The sequence below is a fragment of the Pararhodobacter sp. SW119 genome (assembly GCF_017811755.1).
Lineage (GTDB): Bacteria > Pseudomonadota > Alphaproteobacteria > Rhodobacterales > Rhodobacteraceae > Pararhodobacter.
Map to the genome: position 1 here is coordinate 68,255 of NZ_JADDJF010000004.1, position 19,004 is coordinate 87,258.

22 protein-coding genes are annotated in these 19,004 nt (G+C 64.6%); 10 read left to right on the forward strand and 12 right to left on the reverse strand.

Going from position 1 to position 19,004, the window contains the following annotated elements:
* Positions 1 to 7: 7 nt before the first annotated feature.
* From mnmE to hemJ, 3 genes are all read right to left on the reverse strand, one after another.
* On the reverse strand, positions 8 to 1,288 hold the full coding sequence (mnmE, locus tag IM708_RS04245) for a tRNA uridine-5-carboxymethylaminomethyl(34) synthesis GTPase MnmE (protein ID WP_209425076.1): 1,281 nt from the start codon (positions 1,286 to 1,288) through the stop codon (positions 8 to 10).
* A 13-nt stretch (positions 1,289 to 1,301) separates the two neighbouring features.
* Positions 1,302 to 2,573: a transcription termination factor Rho gene (gene rho / locus IM708_RS04250; RefSeq protein WP_209425077.1), complete on the reverse strand. Its 1,272-nt coding sequence runs from the start codon at positions 2,571 to 2,573 to the stop codon at positions 1,302 to 1,304.
* A gap of 136 nt (positions 2,574 to 2,709) precedes the next feature.
* Positions 2,710 to 3,147, reverse strand: a complete 438-nt coding sequence (gene hemJ / locus IM708_RS04255; protein ID WP_209425078.1) for a protoporphyrinogen oxidase HemJ — start codon at positions 3,145 to 3,147, stop codon at positions 2,710 to 2,712.
* 344 nt (positions 3,148 to 3,491) lie between these two features.
* Between hemJ and IM708_RS04260 the strand changes: the two genes are divergently transcribed.
* From IM708_RS04260 to IM708_RS04280, 5 genes are read left to right on the forward strand one after another with little or no spacing between them, the layout of a single operon-like run.
* Positions 3,492 to 4,088, forward strand: a complete 597-nt coding sequence (locus IM708_RS04260; RefSeq protein WP_209425079.1) for a nucleoside triphosphate pyrophosphatase — start codon at positions 3,492 to 3,494, stop codon at positions 4,086 to 4,088.
* Positions 4,085 to 4,909: a shikimate dehydrogenase gene (locus IM708_RS04265; protein ID WP_209425080.1), complete on the forward strand. Its 825-nt coding sequence runs from the start codon at positions 4,085 to 4,087 to the stop codon at positions 4,907 to 4,909. Before IM708_RS04260 ends, IM708_RS04265 begins: the two co-directional genes overlap by 4 nt.
* Entirely contained in the window at positions 4,906 to 5,496 is a 591-nt protein-coding gene (gene coaE / locus IM708_RS04270; RefSeq protein WP_209425081.1) for a dephospho-CoA kinase, read from the forward strand. Before IM708_RS04265 ends, coaE begins: the two co-directional genes overlap by 4 nt.
* Before the next feature lie 3 nt (positions 5,497 to 5,499).
* A complete protein-coding gene (dnaQ, locus tag IM708_RS04275; protein ID WP_209425082.1) occupies positions 5,500 to 6,192 on the forward strand; it encodes a DNA polymerase III subunit epsilon in 693 nt (230 codons plus the stop codon).
* Complete coding sequence (locus tag IM708_RS04280; RefSeq protein ID WP_209425083.1) at positions 6,189 to 7,376, forward strand: TIGR03862 family flavoprotein; 1,188 nt, start codon at positions 6,189 to 6,191, stop codon at positions 7,374 to 7,376. The genes dnaQ and IM708_RS04280 overlap by 4 nt, the downstream gene beginning before the upstream one ends.
* On the opposite strand, the gene gph is transcribed toward IM708_RS04280, so the two are convergent.
* The 4 genes from gph to IM708_RS04300 form a co-directional block, all read right to left on the reverse strand.
* On the reverse strand, positions 7,373 to 8,032 hold the full coding sequence (gene gph / locus IM708_RS04285) for a phosphoglycolate phosphatase (RefSeq protein ID WP_209425084.1): 660 nt from the start codon (positions 8,030 to 8,032) through the stop codon (positions 7,373 to 7,375). The two genes, IM708_RS04280 and gph, sit on opposite strands and share 4 nt — an antisense overlap.
* A 200-nt stretch (positions 8,033 to 8,232) precedes the next feature.
* A complete protein-coding gene (locus IM708_RS04290) occupies positions 8,233 to 8,796 on the reverse strand; it encodes a peroxidase-related enzyme (protein ID WP_209425085.1) in 564 nt (187 codons plus the stop codon).
* Positions 8,793 to 9,521: a GNAT family N-acetyltransferase gene (locus IM708_RS04295; protein WP_209425086.1), complete on the reverse strand. Its 729-nt coding sequence runs from the start codon at positions 9,519 to 9,521 to the stop codon at positions 8,793 to 8,795. Before IM708_RS04295 ends, IM708_RS04290 begins: the two co-directional genes overlap by 4 nt.
* The gene (locus IM708_RS04300) at positions 9,518 to 10,246 is read right to left on the reverse strand and encodes a molybdopterin-binding protein (RefSeq protein WP_209425087.1); all 729 of its coding nucleotides are present in this window, start codon (positions 10,244 to 10,246) and stop codon (positions 9,518 to 9,520) included. Before IM708_RS04300 ends, IM708_RS04295 begins: the two co-directional genes overlap by 4 nt.
* A 118-nt stretch (positions 10,247 to 10,364) precedes the next feature.
* Here IM708_RS04300 and map point away from each other — a divergent pair, with 118 nt between their 5' ends.
* Positions 10,365 to 11,234, forward strand: coding sequence for a type I methionyl aminopeptidase (gene map, locus IM708_RS04305; RefSeq protein ID WP_209425088.1), 870 nt, complete (start codon positions 10,365 to 10,367; stop codon positions 11,232 to 11,234).
* Between the two features lie 25 nt (positions 11,235 to 11,259).
* On the opposite strand, the gene IM708_RS04310 is transcribed toward map, so the two are convergent.
* The 4 genes from IM708_RS04310 to IM708_RS04325 all read right to left on the reverse strand — a co-directional run bounded on the left by IM708_RS04310 (position 11,260) and on the right by IM708_RS04325 (position 14,132).
* A complete protein-coding gene (locus IM708_RS04310; protein WP_280859654.1) occupies positions 11,260 to 12,111 on the reverse strand; it encodes a YihY/virulence factor BrkB family protein in 852 nt (283 codons plus the stop codon).
* A 3-nt stretch (positions 12,112 to 12,114) separates the two neighbouring features.
* Positions 12,115 to 12,426, reverse strand: a complete 312-nt coding sequence (locus tag IM708_RS04315; RefSeq protein WP_209425090.1) for an H-NS histone family protein — start codon at positions 12,424 to 12,426, stop codon at positions 12,115 to 12,117.
* An 80-nt stretch (positions 12,427 to 12,506) separates the two neighbouring features.
* Positions 12,507 to 13,487, reverse strand: coding sequence for a DMT family transporter (locus tag IM708_RS04320; RefSeq protein WP_348524939.1), 981 nt, complete (start codon positions 13,485 to 13,487; stop codon positions 12,507 to 12,509).
* Positions 13,488 to 13,520: 33 nt separating this feature from the next.
* Positions 13,521 to 14,132: an SH3 domain-containing protein gene (locus IM708_RS04325; RefSeq protein WP_209425092.1), complete on the reverse strand. Its 612-nt coding sequence runs from the start codon at positions 14,130 to 14,132 to the stop codon at positions 13,521 to 13,523.
* 130 nt (positions 14,133 to 14,262) lie between these two features.
* On the opposite strand from IM708_RS04325, the gene cysQ reads away from it, so the two are divergent.
* The 3 genes from cysQ to recO all read left to right on the forward strand — a co-directional run bounded on the left by cysQ (position 14,263) and on the right by recO (position 16,909).
* Positions 14,263 to 15,060, forward strand: coding sequence for a 3'(2'),5'-bisphosphate nucleotidase CysQ (cysQ, locus tag IM708_RS04330; RefSeq protein WP_209425093.1), 798 nt, complete (start codon positions 14,263 to 14,265; stop codon positions 15,058 to 15,060).
* Between the two features lie 112 nt (positions 15,061 to 15,172).
* Positions 15,173 to 16,066 (forward strand): UTP--glucose-1-phosphate uridylyltransferase GalU, encoded by an 894-nt coding sequence (gene galU / locus IM708_RS04335; protein ID WP_209425094.1) that lies wholly within the window; start codon positions 15,173 to 15,175, stop codon positions 16,064 to 16,066.
* 69 nt (positions 16,067 to 16,135) lie between these two features.
* Positions 16,136 to 16,909, forward strand: coding sequence for a DNA repair protein RecO (gene recO, locus IM708_RS04340; protein WP_209425180.1), 774 nt, complete (start codon positions 16,136 to 16,138; stop codon positions 16,907 to 16,909).
* A gap of 201 nt (positions 16,910 to 17,110) precedes the next feature.
* Here recO and IM708_RS04345 read toward each other — a convergent pair whose 3' ends face one another.
* Complete coding sequence (locus IM708_RS04345) at positions 17,111 to 17,890, reverse strand: SDR family oxidoreductase (RefSeq protein ID WP_209425095.1); 780 nt, start codon at positions 17,888 to 17,890, stop codon at positions 17,111 to 17,113.
* Between the two features lie 156 nt (positions 17,891 to 18,046).
* Here IM708_RS04345 and IM708_RS04350 point away from each other — a divergent pair, with 156 nt between their 5' ends.
* Positions 18,047 to 18,994 (forward strand): universal stress protein, encoded by a 948-nt coding sequence (locus IM708_RS04350; RefSeq protein WP_209425096.1) that lies wholly within the window; start codon positions 18,047 to 18,049, stop codon positions 18,992 to 18,994.
* Positions 18,995 to 19,004: the final 10 nt, after the last annotated feature.

A 19,004-nucleotide genomic window follows, 5' to 3' on the forward strand; every position in this document is an offset into this window, starting at 1 on the left:
TCAGCCCTCACTTACCGATACAGAACGAGGAGAAGATGCGACCGAGCACCTCCTCGACCCCGACGCGGCCAACCAGTTCGTCCAGCAGAAACAACGCGTGTCGCAGTTCCTCGGCCACAATCTCGAGCTGCGGGTCATCCTTGATCACCTCGTCGCACGCGTTCTCCAGATGCCCTGCCGCCTGGGCAAGCCGCGCAAAATGGCGCTCACGCGAGAAGGTGGACCCACCATTGACCTTCCCTTCCAGTCTGTTCCGGATCGACGCAAGCAGCGCCTCGATCCCCTCGCCCGTCTTACCCGATATTCCGGGTTGGGACCACAGATCGCATCGCCCCAGAAGAACAATGTCGTCGGGATCGGTGACAATCGGCGCGTCCTCCGGACGCGCCTTCAGGAAAACCCGCAGATCGGCGCCGCGCGCGCGACTTTGGCCGCGTTCGATTCCCAGCTTCTCGACGGCGTCTCCGGTGCTCCGCAAACCTGCGGTATCGATCAGCGTGACAGCCAGACCTCCGATATCCATCCGCACCTCGATCACGTCGCGCGTGGTTCCCGCGGTCTCTGAGGTGATGGCGGCTTCACGACCCGCTATCGCATTGAGAAGTGTCGATTTTCCAGCGTTTACCGGTCCGATCAGCGCAACCTCGAAACCGTCACGGATAAGTTCGGCAGCGCTGCGACCGGCCACTTCTTTTCTTATTCCGGCCGTGACGCGCTCCTGCGGCTCCCGGACCAGTTGCCATGTCTCGGGCGGCAGATCCTCATCCGCGAAATCGATCGCCGCCTCGCACATCGCCAGGGCCTCGAGCAGATCCGCCCGCCACGTCTCGACAATTCTTGATAGAGAACCTTCGAGAATCTTCAGCGCGTGCTTTCTCTGCGCTTCGGTTTCCGCTTCGAGAAGGTCGCCCAGTCCCTCCACCTCGGTCAGATCGATCCGCCCGGCATCGAACGCGCGCCGCGTGAACTCTCCCGCTTCGGCGGGTCTGACCCCGTCGATCTTCAGTATCGTTCGCAGGACAGCCCCGACGACAGCGATGCTGCCGTGAAGGTGAAACTCGACCAACTGCTCGCCGGTAAAGCTGTGACCCTCCCGGAAGGCAAGGACGAGCGCCTGGTCCAATCGGTTTCCGCCTTCGTCGCGCAGCCATCTCAGGCTTGCGGTCCTGGGCGCCGGGACCGCGCCTGCCAACGTCTCACAAACATGCCAGGCCGCGGGCCCGGAGACACGTACTACCGAAACCCCGGCGCGTCCCCGGGCGCTGGCCTGTGCGACGATCGTGTCCATGGATGCATGTCCGTCACGAGTTCATCGAATCGAAGAACTCGGAATTCGTCTTCGTCTGCTTCAGCTTCGAAATCAGGAACTCGATCGCATCGGTCGTTCCCATCGGGTTGAGAATGCGGCGCAACACGAAGGTCTTCTGCAGGTTGCCCTTGTCGATGAGCAGTTCTTCCTTCCGGGTGCCGGACTTCAGGATATCCATCGCCGGGAAGACGCGCTTGTCCGCGACCTTGCGGTCGAGGACAAGTTCGCTGTTGCCGGTGCCCTTGAACTCTTCGAAGATGACTTCGTCCATCCGGCTACCGGTATCGATCAGCGCCGTCGCGATGATGGTCAGGCTTCCACCTTCCTCGATATTTCGAGCGGCCCCGAAGAACCGCTTCGGGCGCTGTAGCGCATTGGCGTCGACACCGCCGGTCAGCACCTTGCCGGAGGACGGAACCACAGTGTTGAACGCACGACCCAAGCGGGTAATCGAATCGAGAAGGATGACGACATCCCGCTTGTGCTCGACCAGGCGCTTGGCTTTCTCGATGACCATCTCGGCCACCGCAACGTGACGCGTCGACGGCTCGTCGAAGGTCGAGGAAATCACCTCGCCCTTCACGCTGCGCTGCATGTCGGTAACTTCCTCGGGCCGCTCGTCGATCAGCAGGACGATCAGATAACACTCGGGATGGTTGACCTCGATCGAACGGGCGATGTTCTGCAGTATCACCGTCTTGCCGGTACGCGGCGGCGCGACGATCAGCGCGCGCTGCCCTTTGCCGATAGGCGCCACGATATCGATGATGCGCGCTGTACGATCCTTGATCGTCGGATCCTCGATCTCCATTTGGAAGCGCTCATCGGGATAGAGCGGTGTCAGGTTGTCGAAGTGAACCTTGTGCCGCGCGCGCTCCGGATCATCGAAATTGATCCGGGTGACACGGGTCAGCGCGAAATACTTCTCATTGTCCGACGGCGCCTGGATGACCCCTTCGACCGTGTCGCCGGTCCGAAGCGAGAACAACCGGATCATGTCGGGCGAGACATAAATATCGTCCGGCCCGGGCAGATAATTCGCTTCCGGCGACCGAAGAAAACCGAAACCGTCCTGCAGGACCTCCAGCACACCGTCGCCCGATATTTCCCATCCCTCTTCCGCACGCTCCTTCAGGATCGAGAACATCATCTCGCCCTTGCGCATCGAAGGGGCGTTCTCGATATCCAGATCTTCGGCCATCTCAAGCAGCGCGGCGGGCGTCTGAGCCTTCAGGTCGGATAGGTTGAGGCGGTTCTCGGACATCGATAGCTCCTTGGCAGGCCTGCGCGTGCCAGTGGGTATGGTAGGAATGGGAAATGCCGGTGCCGGACGGCACTGCAAGGACGCTCATATGATTTCAGCGATCCGGAGTCAACGCAGCCCAGCAGGTATCACCGGATCAAAACTTGACCACCACCGAGAGCACGATCAGCACCATCAGCAGCGTCGGAACTTCGTTCATCATTCGATACTGGCGCCCCGAAACTGCATGCCCGCCTTCCGCCAGCAGCCTGCGCTCGCGGGCAAGCCACATGTGAAATCCCGTCATCGACAGGATTCCCACCAGTTTAAGCCAGACCCAGAGCGCCGAGAAGTCGACGGCCCCCGGAACCGAGACGAGGAGCAAGCCAAGGACCCAACTGGCAATCATGGCGGGATTCATGATCACGCGCAGCAGCTTGGTTTCCATGATCTTCAGTGTTGCGACCGGCTCGTCACTGCCCGAGCGTTCCACATGGTAGACGAAAAGCCGGGGCAGATAGAACAATCCCGCCATCCAGGCGATCACGGCCATGATGTGGAACGCCTTGATCCAGAGATACCAGTCGCTCAGCATGTGTTCTCCTTCCTCTTACTTCTCTTAGAAATAAGATTGAAAGGAAAGATGTGGTTGTAGGGGGTGGGACAAGTGGAGTTGTCCGGTTATATACTAGGATATCCACAAGCCGAGAATAATCCACAGCGATTCTGTTTATGATAAATGACTTTAAAACAGCCGCTTATAGGCACAACCACGGTTTTTCACACAGGTGGTTGGCGAAGGGCAGGAAATCTGTGGATCGTCTGCCCCCGTGGACAATCCGGGCATGTTTCTTGACATTCACGGGCCATACGCGCGATGCGTGATCCGACCTGAACCCATCCACTGGCGACACCCGCCGCTCTACATGACTTTTCCCCATGGCTGTCCTCATCCTTGCGTCGGCCTCGAAAATCCGCGCGGAACTTCTTGCCCGGGCCGGTTTGCGGTTTGAGGTATCCCCGGCGCGCATAGACGAAGAGGCGCTGCGCCGTTCGCTTGTCTCGGACGGTGCGGGCGCGCGCGACGTTGCGGATGCCTTGGCCGAGCAGAAGGCAAGGCGCGTTTCCGGTAAGCACCCGCAGGCCATGGTTCTGGGTTGCGACCAGGTTCTGGAATGCGAGGGACGCCTCTTTTCAAAACCCGAAACGCTCGAAGACGCGCGCGCCCAGCTGCGTGAGCTGCGCGGACAGACGCATCAACTTCACACCGCAGCCGTGCTCTATCTCGACGGGGCCCCGATATGGCGCCACGTCAACATGCCGAAATTGACGATGAGAGATTTCAGCGAGGCTTTCCTTGACGAATACCTTGCGCAGAACTGGTCGGATATCCGGGATTGTGTCGGCGCCTATCAGGTCGAAAACGTCGGCATCCGGCTCTTTGACCGCATTGCCGGCGACTATTTCTCGATACTTGGGCTGCCTTTGCTGGAATTGCTCGCCTTCATGGCCCGACGCGGAGACATACCCGGATGACCGCTTCAATCGCGCTTGCCGGTGTGATCGGCTTTCCCATCGCGCACAGCAGATCGCCGCGTCTACACGGGCACTGGCTGAAGGACCACGGGATAGCGGGCCACTATGTTCCGCTTCAAGTCGCGCCAAAGGACCTTGCCGCGACACTGGATTTGTTGCCAAGGATCGGTTTTCGCGGAGTGAATGTCACGCTGCCGCACAAGGAGGCGGTCATGACCCTCGCCGCCGAAACGACGGAGGAGGCGCGCCGCGTCGGGGCGGCGAACACACTTCTATTCAAGGACAACGGCTTTCTGGCCGACAACACCGACGTATACGGCTTCGCCAGCAACATCCTCGCTCAGGTGCCGGCATGGCAGCCCCGCGTGGCGGCGGTCATCGGGTCCGGGGGGGCGTCACGCGCGGTTCTGGTCGCGCTCCTCGACCGTGGCGTTGCCGAGGTACGGCTGACCAACCGCACCAGCGAACGCGCAACGCGCCTCGCCGAGGAGTTCGGAAGCCGGATAAGGCCGATTCCGTGGGACTCGCGCTCCGAAATGCTCGCGGGCTGTGATACGCTGATCAACGCGACCGCGCTTGGCATGACGGGCAAGCCACCACTCGACCTTTGCCTCGATTCGCTGCCCAGCACAGCGGTCGTGAGCGATCTGGTCTATTCGCCGCTGGAAACGCCGCTCCTTGCCGCCGCACGGACGCGCGGGAACAAGGTTGTTGATGGGCTGGGAATGCTGCTCCATCAGGCGGTGCCCGGCTTCGAATACTGGTTCGGCCTGCGACCGAAGGTCGATCTTGCGCTTCGCAATGCGGTGCTGGCGCAATGACCCTGATCCTTGGACTTACCGGCTCCATCGGCATGGGCAAGTCGACGACCGCGGGGTTCTTTCGTGATGCCGGCGTTCCGGTCTGGGATGCTGACGCGACCGTGCACCGCCTGTACGCCCCCGGCGGTTCCGCTGTCGAACCGATTGCGCAACTCTGCCCCGCCGCGCTGAAGAATGGCGGGATCGACCGCGGCGCGCTGAAGGACTGGATCGCGGCGCAGCCCTCCGCGCTTCGGAAGATCGAAGCCGTGGTCCACCCCCTCGTCGCGGCAGACCGTGCGGAGTTCGTCGCGGCGCACCGGGCGGCGGGCACACCGCTTGTCGTCGTGGACATCCCGCTGCTGTTCGAAACCGGTGCCGACAAGCTTTGCGATGCCACGCTCACCGTGTCCGCGCCCGCCGAGGTACAGCGCCAGCGCGTCCTTGACCGACCCGGCATGACGGACGAGAGTTTTCGCGCCCTTCTTGCCAAACAGATGCCGGACGCGGAAAAGCGGGCGCGTGCGACCCATGTGATCGAAAGCCTGAGCGTCGAACAGACGCGCGATGCAGTAAACTCACTGATCAAGAACCTGACAAGGGGCTGAAAGATGCGCGAGATCGTGCTGGATACCGAAACCACCGGGTTCGAACCCGCCGAGGGCCATCGCATCGTCGAGATCGGCGCGGTTGAACTCCTCAACCACATGCCGACGGGCCGCACCTATCATCAGTACATCAACCCCGAGCGTGACATGCCGGCCGGAGCGTTCGACGTGCACGGGCTTTCAGCGGAATTCCTGCGCGATTTCCCGACATTCGCGCAGGTTGTGGATGCGTTTCTGGCCTTCGTGACCGACGCGCGGCTGATCATCCACAACGCCGCGTTCGACATGAAATTCCTCAATGCCGAGCTTAAGTGGGCGAAACGGCGCCCGCTGCCGGCCGACGTCGCCATCGACACGCTCGCCATCGCGCGCCGCCGCTTTCCGGGCTCTCCGGCCTCTCTCGATGCGCTTTGCCGGCGGTTTGGCGTGGACAATTCGGCGCGCGAGAAACACGGCGCGCTCCTCGACAGCGAAATCCTTGCCGAGGTCTATCTGGAACTGATCGGTGGCCGGCAACCGGATTTCGCCTTGGGAACCGCAACGCAAAGCCGGCGATCCCAGCAGTCGGAGGGCTGGCGCCCCTCCGCGCGCCCGCGCCCTCTGGAAGCGCGGATAACCGAGGAAGAGGCCGCCGCACACGCAGGCTTCATCGAAAGCCTGGGCGAAAAAGCGATCTGGCGGGCGCGCGCGACATGACAGAAAGCGTTCCCGCGCTTGTCATCGGCGCGGGACCGGCGGGTCTGATGGCTGCCGAGGCGATCGCCGATGCCGGCCTGCCGGTGCTGGTGGTCGACGCCAAGCCCTCTGCCGGTCGGAAGTTCCTGATGGCCGGGAAATCGGGTCTGAACCTGACGAAGGACGAGGGCCACGACAGGTTTCTCGGGCATTTCGCCGAAGCCGCGCAGTGGCTCGCCCCGATCCTGTCCGAATTCGGCCCGCCCGAGGTGCAGGACTGGTCGCGCACCCTCGGGCAGGAGGTGTTCACTGGCTCTTCAGGTCGGGTCTTTCCGAAGGCCATGAAGGCATCGCCGCTTCTGCGCGCCTGGCTTGTCCGCCTTCGCGGAAAGGGCGTCGAGTTGCGCACGCGCTGGCGCTGGACGGGCCTGTCGGACACCGCCCACAACTTCGACACGCCGGAGGGGCGGAAGGAAATCGCCGCCGCCGGAACGGTCCTTGCCCTCGGCGGCGCAAGCTGGGCCCGGTTGGGCTCGGACGGATCCTGGGCGACGATCCTGGCAAGGCACGGCGTCGACCTTGCGCCTTTCGAGGCGTCGAACGTCGGCTACCAGGTGGACTGGTCCGATCATATGCAGCGCTGGTTCGGCGCGCCGGTGAAATCGGTCTCCCTGATGGCCGGCGGGCAGCGGGTCCGTGGCGAGGTCGTGATTTCGGCCCGCGGGATCGAAGGCGGTGGCCTCTACGCCCTCGCCCGCAGCCTGCGTTCCGGCGCGCCGCTCGCTCTCGATCTCTTTCCCGACTGGACCGTCGAGAGGGTCGCGGGGCGCCTCGCCGCCCAGACCCGCAAGGAAAGCGCCAGCAACAGATTACGAAAGGCCTTCGGTCTGGTGGATGCCCGGCAGGCGCTGGTGCACGAATGGGTGCGTCCGCTCCCAGCCGACCCACATGCGCTGGCAGAGGCCCTGAAGGCAATTCCCGTGCCCCTGGGGCCGCCGCGACCGATCGACGAAGCCATATCGACCGCCGGCGGGATCCGCTGCGCGGCCTTCGACGGCAATCTGATGCTTCCCGCCTTGCCGGGCGTCTTCGTTGCCGGCGAGATGCTGGATTGGGACGCGCCGACCGGAGGCTATCTTCTGACGGCGTGCCTTGCGACCGGACGTCGCGCCGGGCGGGCAGCGGCCGATTGGGCGCGCCGCTAGCGCATGCTGCGGATCATCGCCTGGGCGATTCGCGGTAGCGTCGTGAAGTCGTCGAAAGCCTGACTGTGGGCGATCGTGGCGACCGGGGTCTTCCTGTAACCGGGCGTATAGAGTGCGAAGGGCACCCCCGCCGCGTGTGCCGTTTCAGCGTCGACTTCGCTGTCGCCGACGTAGATGACCGGCCCACCGCCAAGCGCGTCGATCACTGCGTGCAGATGCGCCGGGTCGGGCTTTCGAACGGGTAGCGAATCGCCCCCGACCACCGCGTCAAAGACCGACTCCCAGCCGAAATGTGCTAGCACCGACCGCGTCGGCCCGATCGGCTTGTTGGTGCAGAGCCCCAGGCGCCAACCCGCCGCGCGCAGGGCGTCAAGCGTCGCGGCGGCACCGGGATAGGCCTCGGTCCCGTCATGGCTGGATTCGTACAATTCCAGAAACCGCGCCGTCATCCGGGCAAGGCGCAAAGGCTCGGTCGCTCCGGCGCTGGCGTGTTCGAGCCTTTCCACGAAGACGCCCGCGCCGTTTCCGATGAAGGTTCGGCATTGCGCAGCCGTGATCGCCGGCAGGGCTTCTTCTGCCAGCACCGCGTTTGCGTTCATCAGGATGGCCGGCGCACTGTCGATCAGCGTGCCGTCCAGATCGAAGACGATTTTCATGCTGGCACCGCGTTCATCCGGCGCTCCTGAACCGGCAGATGGACGATCGCCGAAAAACTGCCCACTCCCACGCCGACCCACCACACAAGCGTATATACTCCTAGCCGGCCAAACCCGAAAATTCTGTTGGGAGATGACGCGGAAGTTGTCTGATACTTGTTCCCAGAAGCTTTTCCATTCCTTGGGGACAAGCCAGCGGCTTATCGTGCCTGCGCGTGGTACTCTGGATTCGGCTCCATCCCAGTGGCCGAGGCTACGCGGTTCGACATATTGAAGAATCCGGTGACGGACGCGACATCCCAGATGTCGCGGTCACTGAAGCCTTCGGCGCGCAGGGCGTCGCGATCCTCCTCGGTCACCTCGGCACTTGCTTTCGTAACCTTTTCAGCGAAAGCCAGCATCGCCTTCTGGCGCGGGGGGATCGACGCGGCGCGCCAGTTCATTACCATCGCTTCGCCCAGCGCCGGATCGCCGGAGATCGCACGAACGGCCGCGCCGTGCGCGACCTGACAATACCAGCAGCGGTTGATCGACGACACCACGACCGCGATCATCTCGCGTTCCAGCTTGCTCAGGCCCGAGGGGCCGAGCATCAGGTCGTTGTACATCGCCGTGAAGGCATCGAGCTTTGCGATGTCGAAGGCATAGGCGCGCAGTACATTCGGCACCATCCCAAGCCTTTCCTGACAGATGTCGAAATAGTGCGCGGTCGCCTCGGGCAGCGGGTCGACCGGGGGCAGGTTCAGGGCGGTCGGCAGGGTCATGATGCGTCCTCTGCGGTCTGACGATAGTGATAGCCGCCAGCCTCGGTCATCCCCAGCGCGCTGTAAAGGCCGCGCGCGGCGATGTTGCGCTCGGTCACCGCCAGCGCGAACCAGGCCCCCCCCTGCGCTTGCGCCCAATCGGCCATGCCGCGGATCATGCGCCGCGCGACCCCTTGTCGGCGGTAGGCGGGTTCGATCTCCAACGCGTGCAGCATTGCGATATCCGTGTCCAGAGCGCAGAAACCCACGCCGGCAGCACGATTCTGAAAGCGCGCGATGAATGCCGTGCGCGGCGCGCTCGCCCGCGCCATCACCGCCAACCGCTCGGGACCGATCCCGGCAGCCCGCCAGATCTGTTTCTGCAACGCCAACGGGGGCCAGCATTCGAACAGCGACACCGGGCGGGGCGGCTCGGCGACCGTGGCGACCGGGGCCACATAGAATACCGTCGGATCGACGACGGCGTAATCCCGGTCGGCCAACGCCAATTCAAGCGAGTCCTCGCCCGATCGGATCATGAACAGCGGTCGCGCGCCCCGGTCGCGCATTGCTTTCTCTGCCGCGGCCAGCGCTTCGGGCGTGAACGGCCGGTCGAGCGTCGCGGCACTCACCCGTTTGCCGCCGCCCCCGCCATCGCGCAGCGTGAAGGGCCCGCAGGGCAAGCGCGCCGCGGGGGGCCATGTCGCCTCCAGCGCGGCGTGAAGCCGGGCGGCCTGCGGTATCATCCGGTGCGGCCCAGCAGCTTCGACAACTCCACCATCGCCGCGTCCAGCTGCCCCGCATCCGTCCCGCGTATCACGACCTGCGTGCCATGCGCGCCGTTACGCAGATAGGGATAGGAGCCGAAGCTGAGCCCGGGAAAGCGCTGCGCCAATTCGCCCAGCGGCGTGGCGATTTCGCCCTCGCCCCGTCCGACATCCAGCATCTGGCTGAGCAGCGGCGCGCCTCCGGCGATCCGCGGCAGAAGCCCCGAAAGCATCGCCTGGAAGATCGCGGGCACCCCCGCCATCACATGCACGTTCTCCAGCGAAAAGCCGGGCGCCGCCGAAACCGGGTTCTCGATCAGGTCGGCCCCGTCCGGAATGCGCGCCATGCGTAGTCGCGCGGCGTTCAGCTCAAGCCCCGTGCGCTGGTAATGCGCGGCAAGCAACGCGCGCGCATCGCCGCGGACGTCGATCTTGGCGCCAAGGGCGGCGGCCACCGCATCGGCGGTGATATCGTCATGCGTTGGACCGATCCCGCCCGAGGTGAACAGGTGATCGTGCGCAGCCCTGAGGGCAATCACCGCCTCGACGATGCGATCGTGCTCATCCGGCACGATGCGCACCTCGCGCAGCCGTATTCCGCGGCCCGTCAACTCGCCGGCCAGGTGGTGCATGTTCGCATCGCGCGTGCGCCCGGACAGGATTTCGTCGCCGATGACAAGCATCGCGGCTGTAGGGTTTGTCATCTGCGCATTCCGTGCCTGTTTCGATCCAGATTGACCTAGCAGGCGCGCGCGGGCTTTCCAATTCCCCCCTCTGGCAATCGTTTGACGACAACGCTATTTAGTCGGGACAGGAGGCAGCGTGTACGAACACGGCGGACGCATAACGCGCGAAGGCATTCGCATTCACGAACCGGGCGACTTCGCCGGGATGCACGCGGCTGGGCGCGTCGTGGCGCAGATCCTCGACGACATCGCCGCGCATGTCTTTCCCGGCCAGACCACAGCCGAGGTCGACCGCCTCATCGCGCAGATGGTCGAGGCGCACGGCGCGACATCCGCGACGATCGGCTACCGCAGCTATCAGCACGCCAGCTGCATCAGCGTCAATCATGTCGTCTGCCATGGGATTCCCGGCGCGGCGATCCCGATGCACAAGGGCGAGACGATCTCGCGCGATCTCGAGAAGCGGCGCAAGGACGATCAGTTCAGGGATGGCGATATCCTGAATATCGACGTGACCGTCATTCTGGATGGGTGGTTCGGCGACAGTTCGCGCATGTATGTTGCAGGCAACCTTAGCCCAAAGGCCGAAAGGCTGATCCAGGTGACGCATGACGCGCTGATGAAGGGGATCGAGGCCGTTCGCCCCGGCAACACCTTCGGCGACATCGGCCACGCCATCCAGAACTATGTCGAGGGGCAGCGCCTGTCGGTCGTGCGCGACTTTTGCGGTCACGGGCTCGGGCGCGTTTTTCACGCACCACCGAACGTCCTGCATTACGGGCGACCGGGACGCGAGGCCGTCCTGGAAGAAGGCATGTTCTTCACGATCGAGCCCATGGTGAATCTGGGCAGGCCCGAGACACGGGTTCTGGCCGATGACTGGACGGCGGTCACGCGGGACAAGACGCTATCGGCGCAATTCGAACATTCGGTTGGCGTGACCTCGGATGGCGTCGATATCTTCACACTGTCGCCGGCCGGGAAATTTCATCCCACCTGGGGCTGAATTTGCTTTGCGCATTGTGGGGTCGTTAGGCGCGCGGGCTTGAAAATTCCTCGGGCTCCTCCAGCACGAAGTTCAGCGCGGCACCCAGCAACACCGAAAAAGCGGAAATATAGAACCAGAGCATCAGCACGATCGCAGCCCCGATCGATCCGTAAATTTCATTGTAGCTGTCGAAATGCGTCAGATAGAGCGAAAACCCCGCCGACGCTGCCGCCCAGACGATCAGGGCCAGAAAAAGCCCGGGCGAAAAGAAGGGACTGCGGCTGCTTTCGGGACGATTGGGGCCGTAGCGGTAGAAAATTCCCAGTCCGCAAACCAGGACCGTGATCGAGATTCCCCAACGCAGGGTTTCGGCCAGAAGCGGAATCCAGCTTCCGACGGGGATGAACGGGGACAGGATCGTCAGGATCAGGGGTGCAATGAGCATCGCCGCCATGGCGGTCACGCCGACACCGATAAGTACCAGGGTCATGGTCAGCGCGGTGACGACACTCCGGACACCGCTTCGTGGGCTGCCGCCGTAGATGATTGTCAGACCCTGGATGAGCGCATCCACACCCAACCGCGCCGACCAGGCCGCAACAAGGAGGCCCAACGCCGACGCCAGGCCCAGCGTCCGGCTGGCGGTGTTCATGAGGTCGGTCGTCTGAGATTGGATCAGTGAGAGCGCTTCTTCCGGCAGAAACTCCGCCGCGACGTCCAGCCCATCCTGGATGATTGCCGGATCCGCCAGAAAGCCGAACAGGCCGATCAGCGCACCCAGGGCCGGAAAGATTGCGAGCATCGCAAAGAAGGCGACGCCAGCGGCCAGCAGCCCCAGGCGCCGTTCAGCCATCAGGCGCCATATGGCAACTGCAACCGAAAAAAACTTCGCCAAGGATCAGATGGCGAAGTCTTCGACGCTCTTGCCCTTCGACAGGGCCTCGTCCAGCCAGCGCGGCCGGCGTCCGCGTCCGCTCCAGGTCTGGGTCGGGTCCTGGGGGTTCGCATATTTCGGTTTTGCGGGCTTGCGCGTCCGCCGCTTGACCAGTTCCGAAAGGTCTGCGGGATTGAGCCCGCGCGCGCGCGCGAATTCCTCGACCTCGGCCAAGGCTTTCTTCTTTTCCCGGTTCTTGAAATGCCGGATCTCGAACGCGACATCCTTCTGAAGCTTCTTCAGTTCGTCCAGCGACATGCTTTCCAGATCGATCATTGGCCCACTCCATTGCAGATTTCACTCGGAAGTAAAACGAAAGGAGGCAAGGCACAATAAAAAAATTGGCGCGATGGGAATCAAGGACTTTGGCGCAATTGCGTTTCCCGCCAGATCATGAAGATACCGGAACCGACGATCAGCAAAAATCCCAGCCAGGCAATTCTGTCCGGCCATTCCGCGAACACCACGTAACCCCAGAAGATTGCCATCGGCATTGCAACGTATTCCAGCGGCGCAATCAGGGCGGCCTCGCAACTGCGATAGGCTTGTGAAATCAGAAAGCCACCGATTGCACTGCCAAACCCCGTGAGCAGAAACAGGAAAGCGTCCGCGGGATCGGGCCAGACCCAGGCGCGCAAAAGAAACGACAGCGAAGCATGCGTGCCGGTATCCAGGCGTCCGTCACCGATGCTTGCGCCGACAAGCAGACTGAACATCAGAAAGGCCATTTGCATGTAGACCGCCATTGTCGCGGCACTGTCGGTTGCGCCCAGCCGCCGCGTCATCATGTGCAGCGAGGCATAGCAGACCGCCGCCAGCAGCGGCAGCAACGCGACGATGGAAAAGGCGTCGGTCCCCGGGCGGATCATGATCAGCACGCCCAGGAAACCCACGGCGATGGCGGCCCAGCGGCGCGGCCCCACCGTCTCGGACAGGAAGATCACCGAAAAGACCGCGATCACCATCGGGCTGATGAAGAAGATCGCAGTGGCATCGGCGATCGGCATCGCCGCAAGCGCCAGGAAGAACGCCATGTTGGCGCCCAGCATGAAGCCGCCGCGCACGACATGGATGACCGGCCGGCGCGTGCGAAGTTGCGCAAAGCCCCCGGTCAACGGCAGGACCAGCCCGAACAGCAGACCCAGCGCCACGAATGAGCGCATGAGCGTGACCTGATGCAGCGGGTAGCTGTCCGAAAGCGATTTGACCGCCATGTCGCCCAGGGTGAACGACATCGCCGCCCCGACCGCGCAAAGCGCACCCAGGCCGGCGGTCGAGATTGGCGCGCGGGGCGCACCGCGGGGACGAAGAAATTGTTTCACAGGCGCAATGAACACGCTTGCCGATGCCGGCGCAAGCGTGTGCGGCCCTCAATCGCCCAGCGTGCAGCACCCCGACAGGCCCACCGTATCGCCGCGCCAGTAGACCTGCGCCTCGAGCCCGTAGAGACGGTCGCTCATGCCGTCCGAGCAGGCGGCATTCTCGCGGATGACCACCATCCCCTCCTTCATGCCGGAAAAGGGCACCGCGAGTGTCGGCGGAAAAGCGGTCGTGGGCAACGCCCCAGCGTCGCCGACCAGTTCGAACCCACCGTCGCCGGGCGCGTGGAATTCGATCCGGTGGCTCGGCAGGAAGATCGGCATCGACCAGAAAGGCTCGGTCCCGAAGCACCGCAAGGGGCTCTCCCCCTCGCGCCAGTTTTGCGCACCGACTTGTGCCAGAAAGCGCAGCGACACCCAGCCCGCCCCTTCGCCGCTGTTGATCCGCCCCCAGCCCCCAGAGTCGGAGACCGCCGTGACCTCGACCCCCGTCGCGTCGGGCGCCAGCCCGCCGATCACCGGGTTTGCCACGCCGGGCGCCGTACGGATATTCAACTGATCGTCCGCCCGCACCCCGGTTACGTCGAACAGCGCTGGAACGGACTGCGCCCAGGACGGCGCGGCGACAAGAAGTGAAAGGGCGCAGGCGTATTTCAGGTGCATGGCAGGTTTCCGCTATCCGGGCCCATTTCGCGCAACCACTTTGCGCACCAGGCGTTGTAATCGGGGCGAAGAGCAGCTTACCTCTTTTGCAACCGCGCGGGCAATCGCCGACCTCGAGAAGGGAACTGACATGCGTGACCTCGACCTAGCGCGTCTCGAAAGCGTGTTTCGCGACACCGCGCTCGAAGCCGGCGCGCTGATCATGGAGGTCTATGACCGGCCCGAGGTCGAAACCCGCACCAAGGCCGATGCGAGCCCGGTCACCGAGGCCGACGAAGCCGCCGACGCCCTGATTTCCCGACGTCTGGCCGCGGCTTTTCCCGACATTCTGATCGTGACCGAGGAGCAGGCCAGCAGCCACCTTCACCGTGCCGATCGTTTCCTGATCGTCGATCCCCTGGACGGCACCAAGGAATTCATCCAGCGGCGCGGCGATTTCACCGTCAACATCGCCTTGGTCGAAGATGGCGTCCCGCAGCGCGGCGTCGTCTATGCGCCGGCGAAACAGCGGCTGTTCTATACCCGCGCCGACGGCACCAGCGTCGAGGAGGCCGCCCCCTTCGGTAACGAACCCGGCGCGCAGCGTGTCCTGCGCGTGGCGCAGCCCGACAACGATGCGCTGCGCGTGGTCGCGTCGAAATCGCACCGGGACGCCGCCACCGATGCCTATATCGACCGGTATCGGGTGGCCCAATCGAAAAGCGCGGGATCGTCGCTGAAATTCTGCCTGATCGCGGCGGGCGAGGCCGACCTCTACCCCCGGCTGGGTCCGACGATGGAATGGGACACCGCCGCCGGCGATGCCGTCGTGCGCGGCGCGGGCGGGCATGTCGCCCAACTTGATGATCACGAATCGCTCACTTATGGTAAGGAGGATTACCGGAACCCTTTTTTCGTTGCGTTCGCGCCGGGTGTCGTGCTGGCGTGACCTCAAGGAACGAAGCTTCGGTCGACAAACCGACGCCATATCCACGCCGTCTTTGACCCTCAAGGACCGTGCGAAACGATGACCGGCAATTGGACAGGACTGGTAGGATCACATGACGCATAAAGTAACCAAGGCCGTTTTCCCGGTTGCGGGGTTGGGAACCCGCTTCCTGCCCGCCACCAAATCCATCCCGAAAGAGATTCTCACGCTCGTCGACCGGCCGCTGATCCAGTACGCCATCGATGAAGCACGCGCCGCCGGCATTACCGAGTTCGTCTTCGTGACCTCTCGCGGGAAAAGTGCGCTTGAGGATTACTTCGATCACGCGCCCGAACTGGAAACCGCGCTGCGCGAAAAGAAAAAGGACGAGCTGCTGAAGGTGCTCGACGCGACCAACATGGAAAGCGGCGCCATCGCCTATGTCCGCCAGCATCAGGCCCTGGGCCTCGGTCACGCCGTCTGGTGCGCGCGCCACCTGATCGGCGACGAACCCTTTGCGGTCATCCTTCCCGACGATGTGATCACCGGCGAGGAGTCCTGCCTCAAGCAGATGGTCGACGCCTATGCCGAGGTCGGCGGCAACATGGTCGCCGCGATGGAAGTGCCGGCCAGCAAGGCCTCCGCCTACGGCATTCTCGATGTGCAGCCTTCGGTCAGCCGCTGCCTGCCGGTGCATGGCATGGTGGAAAAACCCGCGCCCGGCACGGCGCCGTCGAACTTAGCCATCATCGGCCGCTACATTCTGACTCCGCAGGTGCTGCGCAACCTCGACAGCCAGCAGCGCGGCGCCGGAGGGGAGATCCAGCTGACAGACGCGATTGCAAAGGAAATCGAGACGTCGGACAATGTCCACGGCTACCGGTTCAGTGGCCAGCGCTTCGATTGCGGCTCCAAGGCGGGGTATCTGCAGGCAACCGTCGCCTTCGCCCTGTCGCGGCCGGATCTGCGGGACGAGCTGGAATCCTTCCTGCAGGAACTCGTCGCCACGCGGCAGGCGGCGCAGTAACGGCGCCATTGCGCTTGGCCGACTTCGCGCGCGCCTCTTGCAAACATCGGGGCGCGGTCGTTCTATCGCATCATGGACTGGGAAGCCGAGGGAATTGCGCTGCGGATTCGCCCCCATGGCGAAAGCGCGGCGATCCTCACGGCGCTGACAGCCGACCGGGGTGTCCACGCCGGGGTGGTCCGCGGGGGTGCGGGACGTCGGCTCGCCCCCGTATTGCAGCCCGGCGCGCATCTGCATCTGCACTGGCGGGCGCGGCTGAACGATCATCTCGGCGCCTATACCGTGGAGCCGTTGCGCGCGCATGCCGCCGCGCTCATGGCCGATCCCGATCGTCTGGCCGCGCTCAGCGCGGTCTGCGCCCTTGCCGCCTTCGCCCTGCCCGAGCGCGAACCGCAGCCGCGCCTCTTTGCCGCGACGCTCGGCCTGCTCGCGCGGCTCGCGGCGGGCGGCCCGTGGTTCGGCGCCTATCTCGCGTGGGAGCGATTGCTGCTCGAGGAAACCGGCTACGGGCTCGATCTGACGCGCTGCGCGCTCAGCGGCGCGACCGAGGGGCTGACCCTGATCTCGCCGCGCACTGGCCGGGCGGTCACCGCCGCCGCGGCCGGCGCGTATGCCGCGCGCCTGCTGCCGCTGCCGCGCCTGCTGGCTGACCCCGATGCCATGCCCGCGGACGCGGCGCCTGACGACGCCCGCGCAGAGATGGCACAGGGTCTGGCGACGACCGGTCATTTCCTCGCCCGCGTCCTTGCACCGGCCCTTGGCGACAGGCCCTTGCCCAACGCCCGCGCGCACCTCGCCGCCCGGTTTTCGCCGTCTCGCGGTCCCGGCGGCAGGGCGACATGATCCGGAAACCGCGCCCGGGTCGCGCCCGGTCCCGGGAACTCGCTGCGCAATCCGCCCGTTTGCGATGACCGCCGCAGACGCGCTCCGGCCCGCGGGCAAAGGTTTCCCCGCGGTTAATTTCAGAACACTTTGCTTTTTGAATCAATACATTGATCAAGGTGTGCAACTTGCACACCCCATCAGTCGCGCCCTGCCACCCTCTCAGATCGTCGCGTTCGTCGCGCCGCCGTCCAGCAGGATGTTCTGCCCGACGATGAAGCCCGCATGCGTACTGCACAGGAACGCGCAGGTCGCCCCGAACTCGGCCGCGGTGCCGTAACGGCCGACGGGCACCGACGCCTCGCGCCGCTTCCGCGCCTCGGCCAGGTCGATCCCGGCGGCCTCGGCGGCCTTGGTGTCCAGCGCGTTGGCCCGGTCGGTGTCGTGGATGCCCGGCAGCATGTTGTTGACGATCACGCCCTTGCCCGCCACCTGCCGCGACATGCCGGCGACGAACCCGGTCAACCCGGTGCGCGCGGTGTTCGACAGCCCCAGCGCCGGGATCGGCGCCTTGACCGACTGCGAGGTGATGTTGACGACCCGACCCCAACCGCGCTCGATCATCCCGGGCACGCAGGCCTGCATCAGCGCGATCGGCGTCAGCATGTTCGCGTCAAAGGCGCGCAGAAAGTCGTCGCGGCTCCAGTCGGTCCACATCCCCGGCGGCGGACCGCCGGCATTTGTGACCAGGATATCGACATTGCCTGCCGCGGCCAGCACTTCGGCGCGTCCCGCTTCCGTCGTGATGTCGGCAGCGACCGTCGTCACATCGACACCATGGGCCTCCTTGATCGCCCGCGCCGTTTCGGTCAGCACCTCCGCCCCGCGCGCGTTGATGACCAGATCGACGCCGGCGGCCGCCAGCGCCTCGGCGCAACCCCGTCCCAAACCCTTGCTGGCCGCGCAGACAAGGGCGCGCTTTCCGCGAATTCCAAGATCCATGGCTCACTCCTTTTCTTGCCGAGTATCAGGCTGGCGCGGGCAGCGCAATTGACGCATCCGCAGGTTGCGCCTTAGAATGCTCTGGCGCGCCAATCCGGGAACCCGAAGCATGCCTAATCGACCCAGCGCAGCGTCCGGCGTCAAGGGCTGTTCCGCATGTCTTGGGTGGATGCGGTGAACGGCTCCGCGATCCTGGCGGCAACGGATCTGACGGCGCGTTCGGCTTACGTCGCGCCGCGCGCCGCGCTCATCGCCCGAACGCTGAAAAAAGACATCGTGCTCGCGCATGTCGGGCGCCCGGATCGCGCTTCCGCTCCGGCCGACGCCCCCAGCGCGAGGGCCGAGGCTGCGGTGGCCGGCGACACCGGCCCCGACGCGGGTTCAGACCCCGGCCCCCTGCAGGCCTTGCGGCAAAGACTGCTCGGCCGCCGCAACTCGAACGATCCCGGCGCGACCGAACTGAAACTGCACCGGGCCGCCGAAGGACTTTCGCCGACGCCGACGGTCCGCCTGCTCGCCGGCGATCCCGCAGACGAGCTTGCCGGCTTGGCGGTCGAGGTGAACGCGGTCCTGATGGTGCTGGGCCTGCACCGCGAACGGCGCGTTCTCGACCTGCTGCGCCTCACCACGATGGAACAGATCGTGCTCGCCGCGCCGACGCCGGTGCTGATCGCCCATCGCGCGGCGGAGGGACCGTATCGCCGGGTGCTGGCGCTCACCGATTTCTCGCCCGCGTCTGCCGCGGCCCTGCGCTTCGCGGCCCAGATCGCACCCGAAGCGGAGTTTCACGCGATTCACGCGCTGCAGCTTCCCATCGGCGCCCGGTTCACCGCGCAGGATGCGGCCAGCGACGACAGCCTGACCCAGGCCGAGCAGATGCGCGCCGCGTTCCTGTCCGCCCCTGGCCTGCCCGAACTGGCCGAGTCGCCCGAGATCGTTCCGGGCGGCGTGCATGAAGTGTTGTCTTTCCGGCAGCGCGAACTCGGCGCCGATCTGGTCTGCGTTGGCACCCATTCGGGGCGCGACCCCAACCAGCTTGGCCACTACGCGCGCGACCTGATGCGCGCGCCGCCGACCGATCTGCTGGTCGCCAAACCGGGCTGAGCCGCCGGCG